General features: G+C 45.2%; 4 protein-coding genes. All 4 read left to right on the top strand.

Translation table 11 applies throughout. From position 1 onward, the window contains the following. A partial coding sequence (locus MHN81_RS05355; protein ID WP_239425190.1) for an SdrD B-like domain-containing protein occupies positions 1–3,970 on the top strand: 3,970 nt, incomplete at its 5' end. Continuing rightward, positions 3,963–8,039 (top strand): OmpA family protein, encoded by a 4,077-nt coding sequence (locus MHN81_RS05350; RefSeq protein ID WP_239425189.1) that lies wholly within the window; start codon positions 3,963–3,965, stop codon positions 8,037–8,039. The genes MHN81_RS05355 and MHN81_RS05350, both read left to right, overlap by 8 nt. A gap of 156 nt (positions 8,040–8,195) precedes the next feature. Next, positions 8,196–10,691 (top strand): ribonuclease R, encoded by a 2,496-nt coding sequence (rnr, locus tag MHN81_RS05345; RefSeq protein WP_239425188.1) that lies wholly within the window; start codon positions 8,196–8,198, stop codon positions 10,689–10,691. Positions 10,692–10,693: 2 nt separating this feature from the next. Further along, on the top strand, positions 10,694–11,431 hold the full coding sequence (gene rlmB, locus MHN81_RS05340) for a 23S rRNA (guanosine(2251)-2'-O)-methyltransferase RlmB (protein ID WP_239425187.1): 738 nt from the start codon (positions 10,694–10,696) through the stop codon (positions 11,429–11,431).

The following is an 11,431-nucleotide window of genomic DNA, read 5'->3' as shown; positions in this document are numbered from 1 at the left end:
CGTATTTGTCGATATTAACCAAGATGGCACCAACAACGGGAATGACTTTGTCCTTGCGGGAATTGAGATCCAGCTGACAGGTCAGGATCTTTACGGTGAGGCGGTGAATCTGCGTACCTCTAGTGATGCAAATGGCACGTTTAACTTTGCAGGCCTTCGCGCTTCTAACTCAGCAGGCTACACCATCACGCAAGGCGCTACAGATTATGTTGAAGGGCAAGATTATCTTGGTTCATCGGCTGATCAATTTGGATCACTAAGTGAAGTATCGGTAACTCTAGGCCAAGAAGAGCAAACAGCCAAAGAAGTTGTTTTTACTGAACAGCTTCATAACGATGCTCAAGTTTCCGGTAAAGTTTTTATTGATGCAAATAGCAATGGATTAATGGATGTTGATGAATTTGGATTAGCAGATGTGACGATCACGCTCGGTGGTGTTTCCGCATATGGTGAAGTGGTTGAGATTGAAACTAAAACCAGTAGCAATGGAGCATTTGTATTTGCCAACTTGGTAGCAAGTAATGAAGAAGGCTACACCGTAACACAAATACAACCAGAACTATTTAATGACGGCCATGAGTCACGTGATGGAGAGATCGTTTCAATAAATACCAACGACGTTTTCTCGGTATCATTATCTGCGAACCAAGAAGTCACTAATTTACACTTTGCAGAGTTGTACAAAGGTCGAATTGGGGGGGCAGTATTTGTCGATCGTAATATTGATGGGCAACTAGATAGTGGTGATGATGCTATCTCAAGTGTGGAAATTCAGCTCTCAGGTAAAAGTCATGCAGGTATTGATGTTAACTTCAAAACTGTAACTGATTCCGAGGGTCGTTTTGAATTTACCCAATTGCCGCAAAGCGATGCACAAGGTTATCAACTAGTCCAAATTCAACCAGCTAATTATGTCGATGATATCGATTATAAAAATGGTATTCAGATTGCGGATTCGGATCGCACAGATGTGATCAGTGGACTTGTATTAGAGCAAGGTGCAGGGCTAACGCTACAGAATTTCACAGAAGGCTTTGGTATTGCCATTAGTGGCCGCGTTTTTATTGATAGGACTGACTCGGGCCTATTCCCGAATAGTACGGAATTCGATGCAACAGACATTGCTATTGTTGGCTCTGAAATACGCTTAACTGGTGTTGATTATCAAGGCCACAGCATAGATCTTAGCGCGCCAACCAATGAACAGGGAGTGTATAGCTTTACTGATCTGCCGCCGAGCAATGAACTTGGCTATGTTGTAACTCAAACTCAGCAACCGCAATCATACCTAGATGGTCAAGAGTCTGCGCAGGGTATCGTCGTTACCAATTCAAAAGGAACAGACAGTATTTCAATCGGTCAGGTGCTTGAAGTTAAGCAATATGCAAACTTCGATTTTGCGGAGCTACCAAGGGCATCTATTGCAGGTGAAGTATGGGTGGATGCAGATGAAAATGGCTTACTTGAAGATGGGGAAACTCTGCGTATTGGTGGCGTGGAAGTTAGTTTAACCGGGACAACTTTAGACGGTGTCGCAGTCGAACGAAGTGTTTCCTCGAATGAGCAGGGCGTATACACCTTTGATTACTTATACCCAGGTACTTATCAAATTACCCAAAAACAGCCGAGTGCTTGGCTTGATGGTAAAGAGCAATTAGGCAATGCAGGTGGCGAGATCGGTGAGGATCAATTCACAGGTATATTGATTGCACTTGATCAGCATGCTACGGGGTACAACTTTGCTGAACGTGGCAGTGATTTAGCTGGTCGTGTATATGTAGATCTCAATGATGATGGTGTTCAAGACACATATGAGATGGGTCTACGCGATGTAAAGCTTACTATTTCAGGAGCTGATCTTGATGGCCAGCCTGTGAGTCGTGATATTTTCACAGATGCCTATGGACGTTATGAGTTTGAAGATCTGCCGCTAAGTGGTGTTGATGGATTCACTGTTACAGAATACCAGCCTGAAAATACACAAGATGGTCTAGATAGTGTTGGTAACATTGGCGGAGTATTGGGTGATGATCAGATATCTGCTATCCATATTGAGCGGCATGTAACCAAAGCACACTCATACAATTTTGGTGAGCAATTGATGGATCCTGCCAGTATCTCAGGCATGGTTTGGTTGGATAAAAACCATAACCGAGAGGAAGATGATAGCAACGGGCAAGGTGGTTGGATCGTAGAGCTATTACCAGATCCAATGACTGGTGAAGGAAATCCTTTAGATGCTGAACCTCTGGCGATTGTGGAATCCGATGGTAACGGTAAGTACACCTTTAATGGCTTACCAGTAGGTACTTATGAAGTACGTTTTAGGCATCCACAAGGTGGCGTAATTTACGGCCTTCCTGTTTCTGATGATCCAGATGCCAGCACTGAAAAAGGAACTATTTTAAATCTGCGTGTTAGCGCTGGTGAGCAAGTTGAAAATCAATCATTGCCAGTGGATCCATCAGGCGTGATTTACGATTCAGAGCTGAGAAAACCAATCAAGGGTGCGAAAATTAAGATCACTGGCCCGAGTGGTTTTGAGCCTGATCTGCATTTAGTTGGTGGCTCAGCCAATGTAGAGCAAACTACCAGCGATGATGGGTACTATCAATTCTTACTCTTTGCACAAGCCCCTGCTGGCGTGTATGAGCTCCATGTAACTGAGCCAAATGGTTATCAAAGTGGCGGATCGAAGCGTCTACCTGTGTGTACGAACACACTCAGAGTTGGTGCTCGAGAGTTACCAATTACGATTTTTGTTGAAGAAACTGTACCAACTTTGGATGCGCCCGAGCATATTGCCACTCAGTGTGCGAATCATTCAGATCAAGCGCTGCAAGATATGCATACTACTCAGTACTATCAGAGCTTCTACATTGAGCCTAAGTTACCGTCGGGCAATGTGGTAAACAACCATATTCCACTCGATGCATTTGGCGAAGATCTGGTGCATGTCAGTAAACAGGCGCTCAAGCAAGATGTTGTGATTGGCGAACTGGTGCCATATCGCATTAAAGTGACCAACCAATCAGATATGGAGCTGTCACCACTGGCATTTATTGATCAGCTTCCTGCCGGCCTTAAATATGTTGCGGGCAGTGCTAAAGTGGATGGCCTAGCTATAGAGCCTGAACAGCGCGGCAGGCAATTGCGCTGGGCTGGTAAATCTCTACAACCAGAACAGTCAGTGATGATCGAACTGATCGTTGTGGTGGGTACTGGTGTCAGCGAAGGTAAATATATCAATCAGGCTTGGGTCGAGTTTATAGGCGGTCTGTACCAAACGGGTACTGGCAACCGAATTTCAAATATTGGTGAAGCGACCGTTAGAGTTGTTCCAGATCCCATTTTCGATTGTAGCGATCTGATGGGTAAAGTATTTGATGATCATAATCGAAATGGAATTCAAGAAGCCGGAGAGTCTGGATTACCAGCAATTCGTTTAGCAACGGCGCAAGGTCTTTGGATCACGACGGATCAACATGGTCGCTATCATTTAGCGTGTGCGGATATTCCACATGCTGTTCGAGGTGGCAACTTTATTGTGAAACTGGATGAGCGTAGCTTACCTTCGGGATATCGTGTCATCAGTGAAAATCCACGAGTGGTGCGCTTAACACGCGGTAAATCACACCAACTTGACTTTGCCGCGAGTATCCATAAAGTAGCGCGCATCGAAATCACAGCTGAGTTATTTGACGGTGAGGCAATCATGCCTGAGTATCTGTCTCGTCTAACGCAGCTACTGAATGCACTAGATAAAACACCGACAGTTATTCGTATTGCATATCAACAATCTGAATTAGAGCAAACCACAGAAGCACAGCGTAAATCTCAATTGCTACTTGAATGGATCGAAACACAAGTGGCAGAGCGTGAGCTTCCAATCACTATTGAAACGGAAATGATCCCATTTTTTATTCCTGCTTTACCAGCCCACCAACAGCTAGGAGGAAGCGATGACTAATCGATTCTTACTGAGCAAAATATCGCTATTGTGTGCAGCGGCTTATACCTCTGTACCATCAATGAGCTATGCCTTTATCGACGCTGTTAATGACAGCAAAGTGACGTCTGCGGCAGGTAATACTGAACGGGTGATAGTGCAAAAGCACTTTGTGTTTAGCGGATTGGATGAACCCAAAGCCAAAACAGTCGAAATAGAGCGAACGGTTAAAGATGACAAGTCAGCTCAATTCGTAAAAGACTCTGCAATTCGCTTTGTTTCTGGTAAGCACTATTTAACGGGTACTACCAAGCTTGAAATGGATCGCATCATTGGCTTTTTGCAAGGCAAGCAAGATATTAAATTGCACTTTATAGGCCATGCTGACTCGCAAGGTCTCAGTGCCAATGCGCGTAAGATTTATAAAACTAACCAGGGTTTATCTGAGCACAGAGCTAATATTGTGGCGGATTATTTCCGTCAGCAGCTCAATCTTGAGCCTTCTTCAACAACAACGGAAGGTCGTTCCAATCGCGAGCCGGTAGCAAGCAATGCGACGTTAGCTGGTATGGCGAGAAACCGCCGAGTTGAAGTGATTGCTGTTTACACTGAAACACGCACGGTAAAAGATACACAAGTGATAGCACCGCCGCAGCGTCAAAAATTATGTGGTGATGTTACGGCAAACAAAGGGCCATTAAGTATCACGTTAGATGGCCAAGCTTTTATGGATGAAGATGTTGCCAACAATGCAGACGCTCAGCGTTGTGCGGATATCAATTTAGAGCGTTTCGAGCTACAGCTTAAATACGATCCGCTCAATATATTACCCAAATTGAATATACAACATGCACTGACAAAATCTGGTAATACCTTGATGCTACACCTAAAAGGATACAGTAATTATCAGAGCTTTTTTGACTACGCAGAAGTGCAGATCCTTGCACCACACAGTGATAAAGTGCTGGCAAAAGTAGCACTTGATGACGCTTTGGAAGGTCGCTGGCGGCTACCTAGCAATATGCTGGGTATGAGTCTTAATTACCGCTTAAAAGTGTACAATAAGCAAGGTCGCTTTGATGAAACCAGTCTTGCGCAAGCTGACTTTAAACCACGCTATGCTGTCGATGACGACAAGCTCGAAGGGTATTTAATGGCTGGCTATGGCAAGTCAATGCTTGCCAAACAAAATATCAAAATTGCAGGTGGCGCATTGACCTTATATGGTGAGCAGGTCCCTGACCATCACCGCGTTTACTTTCTTGGAAGGGTGGTTGCGGTCAACCGTGAGCGCAAATTTGTTCACCAAGAAATCGTGCGCAGCGGTATTCACCGAGCAGAAGTTGCGGTATTAAATGCCGAAGGAGAAGGGCGATTAATTCATCGTGATCTCGAGTTGCCAAAAAGCGACTGGTTTTATGTGGCATTGGCCGATCTGACGATTGGGCAAAACAGCCATAATGGGCCAGTTGAGTTACTTAGTGCTGATCACAACCAAGATGGAAATGTTTTTGCTGAAGGACGTTTAAGTGGCTATATCACAGGTAAATGGCGTGATGAGTACAAGGTGACTGCGCGGATAGACACGCAAGAGCAGGGGCTGAACAAATTATTGTCTGGACTCCATGAAAAAGACCCAAAAAGTTTATTCCGTCGTCTTGAAGAAGAGCAACACCCCACAGAGTATGGCGATGACTCGACTGTAATTGATGATGCACCAAGCAATGGCAAAGTGTATTTAAAAGTCGAGAAATCTCAGTCTCATGTGTTATGGGGGAATTTTAATACCTCGTTCAATGATACCGAGCTGGCGCGTGTTGAACGTGGCTTGTATGGTTTACAGTTGCAATATATAACGGATGATCTTACCACAGCGGGCGATAACCAATCCCAGGTTCATGTATATGGTGCTGAGGCTGAAACGCTAGGTGCTTATGAGTCTCATCGTTCAACAGGTGGCTCTCTTTACTACCTGCAGAATCAAGATATTGTTCAAGGCTCTGAGCAAATCGCGGTTGAGGTCCGTGATAAAATTACCGGTTTAGTGTTAGTTAGGCGAGGGCTTATTGCAGGCCAAGATTACGATATTGATGCATTACAAGGTCGTGTGTTATTGAATCGACCCCTGTCTTCGTTCCAGCAGGATGATTTACTCGTGCGCACCGCAAGCTTGGACAGCAACCCTGTCTATTTGGTAGCGCAATATGAGTACACGCCGGGGCTCAATGGCTTAGATAACTTGACCTATGGTGCTCGTTTGAGCCATTGGCTAACTGATACAATACAAGTTGGTACTACGCTCAACCATCAAGAACAAGATTTGTTTGATGATCAACTCATTGCTGTGGATGCTACTTACCGGCCTAGTGATACGGCTTATATCAAAATTGAAGCTGCGCAAACGGAGGGTATTGGCAATACACTTAATTCGTTTACCGGTGGTATTGATTTTGAGCAGCAACAATCGAGTGAAATGGGCCAATCAGCAACGGGAAAAAGAATTGAAGCAGCATTTGAATTTTCTGATATTGGGTTGGATGAGCAAGGGCATGGCCAATTTTATTGGCAACAACTTGAGGCTGGGTTTAGCTCTACGGGCCAAATAAGCCAAGTCGATAGCCATTCAATTGGCACATTTTGGCAATGGCAAATCGAAGACGATCATGCCATTCAGCTCAAAGTGGATGAACAAAAAGCAGATAGTCAACAACGGAGGCAGGCTGCTGAATTAGGGTATGTTTATCAATTGAACGACGATTGGCAAATTAGTAGCGCTGTACGTCAAGACAATAAAGAAAGCCTTGCAGAGCAAAATGAGGAGCTTCAAACGCCCCAACTTGATGATGGCGAGCGCATTGATGCAATCGTGCAGCTCAATTACGACGGCAGTGAAATGTGGCAGCCTTATGTTTATCTTCAAGGTACACTCGTAAGAGAGCAAAGTCGACTAGCAAACAACCGAGTTGGTATCGGCACAGAGGTGCTGTTGACAGACACGCTGGCTGTCAATTCAGAGCTATCGCATGGCAATCTCGGTGAAGCGGGCAAACTCGGGGTTGATTGGCAATACCAAGCGGGCAGCAATGCGTATGTTGAATACCGCGTAGACCCTGATGGCGGGGATTTATTCTCAACTGGAAGGCAAAAGAACTGGGTAACTGGCTCCAGACATAGATTTAATACTTCAACCAGTGTATATGCTGAGCAGATCTGGCAACAAGATAGTCGGCAAACTGGATTAACTCATGCGTATGGCATCGAACACGACTTTTTAGTTGGCTGGCAAGTTGGGCTTGGCTTTGAGCAAGGCGAACTTGAGAGCAGTAATGATATGATCGATCGGGATGTCACCACGTTTTCCTTGGGCTACCAAACAGATTCTTGGCAGTGGCGTAGTGCGCTAGAGTATCGTGAAGACAGTAACAGCACAGAAACCAGAACATCTTGGCTAGCTAGGCAGAACATCCATGCCAAACTCAGCGAAGATTGGCGAGCGCAATTTCGAGTCGATTGGGCACAAAGTGATAGCTCTCGTGCTGAGAGTGAACCAGCTGGTGCACTCAACAGTGATTTTACTGAAGCACAGTTTGGCGTCGCTTATCGCCCAATATCTGCGAGCCCTTGGTCTGGAGTGGCCAGCTTTACTTATTTAGAAGACTTGGCTCCGGCATCACAGCTAAGCGGTATAGGTCTTGATAATACACCTCAACAGCGCAGTCGAGTTTGGGCACTGGATGTGAATTACCAGCTGACACCGCGCTGGCGCATTGGTACTAAATTGGCGCAGCGGCAAGGTGAGCTGAGAATGGGCCGTGACACCGGGCAGTGGTTTGACTCAGCGGCGACACTTAGCGTATTGCGTGCTGACTATCATTTGATGCATCAATGGGATGCAACGCTTGAGTGGCGCTCTTTGAGTGTTGATCTGGCTGAAGATAGCCGCTCAGGAGCCTTATTTGCGTTGCACCGACATGTCGGAGAACACATGAAAATCGGTGTTGGTTATAATTTTACTGACTTCTCTGATGATTTAACGGACTTAGACTACGACTCAAAAGGGTGGTTTATCAACCTAGTTGGTAAGTTTTAAGTATTTACATTTTCTCCCAGAGCCCCAATAAGCTTAAAGTTAAATTATTGGGGCTCACCTCTTACTATTAAATTATGATGAGTCGGTGCTCTTTGGTTAGGCCATTAGTGTGTTTTGCGTTAGAATATAGCTATAACTCCTTTACACAGTGTTTGCATGCCAAAGCAGGATCCCTATCTCTCTCGAGAACAAGAAAAATACGATAATCCAGTTCCAAGTCGTGAGTTTATACTGGAAAAAATTAAAGCCAGTAGCAAAAAAACCAGCTTCAGTCAGCTCTGCCAAGCACTCAATGTGTTTGAAGAAGAGCGTCAGATTGCGTTTAAAAGGCGACTTCGGGCGATGGAGCGTGATGGTCAACTCCACTTCAATAAATTCAAATGCTACGTGATCCCTTGCGATGACGGTTTAGTCAAAGGCAAGGTAATTGGTCACCGTGATGGATTTGGTTTTTTGGAAGTTGAGGGAGAGAAAAAAGACTGGTTTATCACCAAACACCAGATGGATCGTGTGTTGCATGGAGACTGGGTGTTAGCTAAAGCTGCAAGCCGTGGCTCGGGCGGTAAAGTCGAAGCACGTATTGTACGAGTTTTAGAATCTGAACGTGCACCCATTATAGGTCGATATTTTGTTGAGCATGGCATGGCGGTAGTTGTACCGGAAGACCCTCGTCTTACTCAAGATATTATTATTTTGCCTGGCAGTGAAAAAGGTGCGCGACACAATCAAATGGTGCAGGTAGAAATAACCCAGCGGCCAACGAAGCAAATGAATGCGGTTGGCAAGGTCACTGATGTGATTGGCGACCATATGGCACCGGGTATGGAAATTGAAGTTGCGCTGCGCAATCACGATATACCGCATATTTGGCCGCAAGCGGTTGAAGATCAAGTGAGCAAACACGGCGAACACGTTGCAGAAAAAGACAAACAAGGCCGTATTGACCTTCGCAATCTACCGCTATTAACCATTGATGGTGAAGATGCGCGAGATTTTGACGATGCGGTTCACTGTGAACGTAAACGTTCGGGTGGTTGGCGACTTTGGGTTGCCATTGCTGATGTATCCCATTATGTAGAAAAAAATAGTCCGCTAGATAAAGAAGCTATTGAGCGTGGTAACTCGGTGTACTTCCCCGAGCAAGTTGTACCTATGTTACCCAAAGTGCTATCCAACGGGTTGTGTTCATTGAACCCAAAAGTCGATAGACTTTGCATGGTCGCGGAGATGACGGTTTCAGAAGCAGGACGACTGTCAGGCTATCGTTTTTACGAAGCTGTGATGAACTCCCATGCACGACTGACATATACAAAAGTACATGCAATTTTACAAGGTGATGAAAAGCTACGAGCAGAATATGCTGATGTAACGCCTCATCTGACAGAGCTTCACAACATGTATATGGCGCTTAAATCGGCGCGTCAAACACGTGGTGCCATTGAATTTGAGACACTGGAAACTCGTTTTGTATTCAATGCTTATCGTAAAATTGAATCGATAGTACCTGTTGTACGTAACGATGCGCATAAACTCATCGAAGAGTGTATGATTTTGGCAAATGTGTCGGCGGCAAGGTTACTTGAAAAACACGAAGCAAGTAGCTTATACCGTGTCCATGATGAGCCAGATCCTGAAAAGCTTAGCCACTTTAGGCAGTTCTTAAATGATCTGGGGATAGAGAGTCCAATTGGCCATGAGCCTACACCGCTTGAACTGACTGAGGCGCTAGCATCGCTAGGTCAACGTCCAGAGACTGAGCTTATCCAAACCATGTTACTGCGCTCTATGAAGCAAGCGGTATATCAACCAGATAATATTGGTCATTATGGCCTGGCGCTTAAAGCGTATGCTCACTTTACTTCACCTATCAGGCGTTATCCTGATCTGGTTGTGCACAGAGCAATCAAAGGGATCTTAGCTGAACAAGGGCAAAAAGTGTCTGGCGCGTATGTGTACGATGCGGATGAAGCCGATCAACTTGGTGAGCAGTGTTCGATGACCGAGCGCCGTGCTGATGATGCAACGCGAGAAGTGGCTGACTGGTTGAAGTGCGAATTTATGCAAGACCATGTCGGCAGTGAGTTCTCAGGTGTGATTTCATCAGTAACCAATTTTGGCTTGTTTGTTCGCCTTGATGAGTTGCAAATTGATGGCATGATCCACGTTAGCAATTTGGGTCACGAGTATTTCCATTTTGATGGTGCAAAGCACTGCTTAGTCGGAGAGCATAGTAAAACGGTATACCGTTTAGGCGACAAATTGAGTGTCGTCGTAGCATCTGTGAGCCTAGATGAGCGACGCATTAATTTGGTATTGGCGGATGAAGCCGAGCCTGATCGTTATGCAAGGCGTCGCAAAAAATCCAGCTCTGATGCAGAACCAGCTGCAAAAAGTAGTGTTCGCGCTCAGTTGAAAGCGGGTAAAATTCCAAAAGGAAAATCGGATAAGCAAGACGACTCGCCAGATAAAGGCAGCAAACAGGCTAAAAAACGTAAAAAAACCACGCCGAAAGGGGTGTTGAAGAAGAGCAAAAAAGCGGGTGCATCAGGAAGTAAAAAAGCCGCTAAAAAAAGTACAGGAAAAAAAGCCACTAAGGCGAAAAGACCGGGTAAAAATGCCCGCAAGAGACAAAAAAATAGTGCCGGAGCATAGTTTTGAGTAATGAATTAATTTTTGGCTTTCACTCCATTGAAGCCATTTTAGCCAAAGAACCTGAACGCTTTTTAGAAATTTACGCATTGAAAGGTCGTGATGACAAGCGCTTGAGTGCGGTGGTCAATGAAGCGCGTAAGTTTGGTATTTCAGTGCAGTTTATGCAGCGTAAAGCCCTAGATAACAAAGCAAAAGGCGAACAGCATCAAGGCATTATTGCCAACGTCAAAGCCCCGCGCACATTGAATGAAAACGATTTACAAGGGATCATTGATGCGAATGCAGCACCCTTTTTCTTGGTGCTAGACGGTGTCACAGATCCTCATAACTTAGGAGCATGCTTGCGTAGTGCTGATGCGGCAGGCGTGCACGCGGTTATCGTGCCAAAAGATAAGTCTGCCAAGCTGAATGGCACAGCACGCAAAGTGGCGTGTGGTGCAGCGGAAACGGTGCCACTTATTCAAGTAACAAACCTAGCGCGTACATTACGTGATATTAAAGACGCAGGTGTTTGGGTTGTTGGTACAGCAGGAGAGACAGATAATGAGATTTTCACATCTGATCTAAAGGGCCCTGTTGCGATAGTTATGGGAGCAGAGGGCGATGGTATGCGTCGCTTAACAAGAGAGCACTGCGACTTATTGGTGAAAATCCCAATGGTCGGCACTGTATCTAGTTTGAACGTGTCGGTTGCTACAGGCGTTTGCTTGTTTGAAGTGCTGCGTCAGCGCAATTTATAA

The organism is Pseudoalteromonas sp. Of7M-16 (assembly GCF_022347805.1).
Taxonomy (GTDB): Bacteria; Pseudomonadota; Gammaproteobacteria; order Enterobacterales; family Alteromonadaceae; genus Pseudoalteromonas; species Pseudoalteromonas luteoviolacea_F.
Note: the sequence above shows the minus strand (reverse complement) of the source record. Positions and strands in the feature narration are given on the sequence as shown.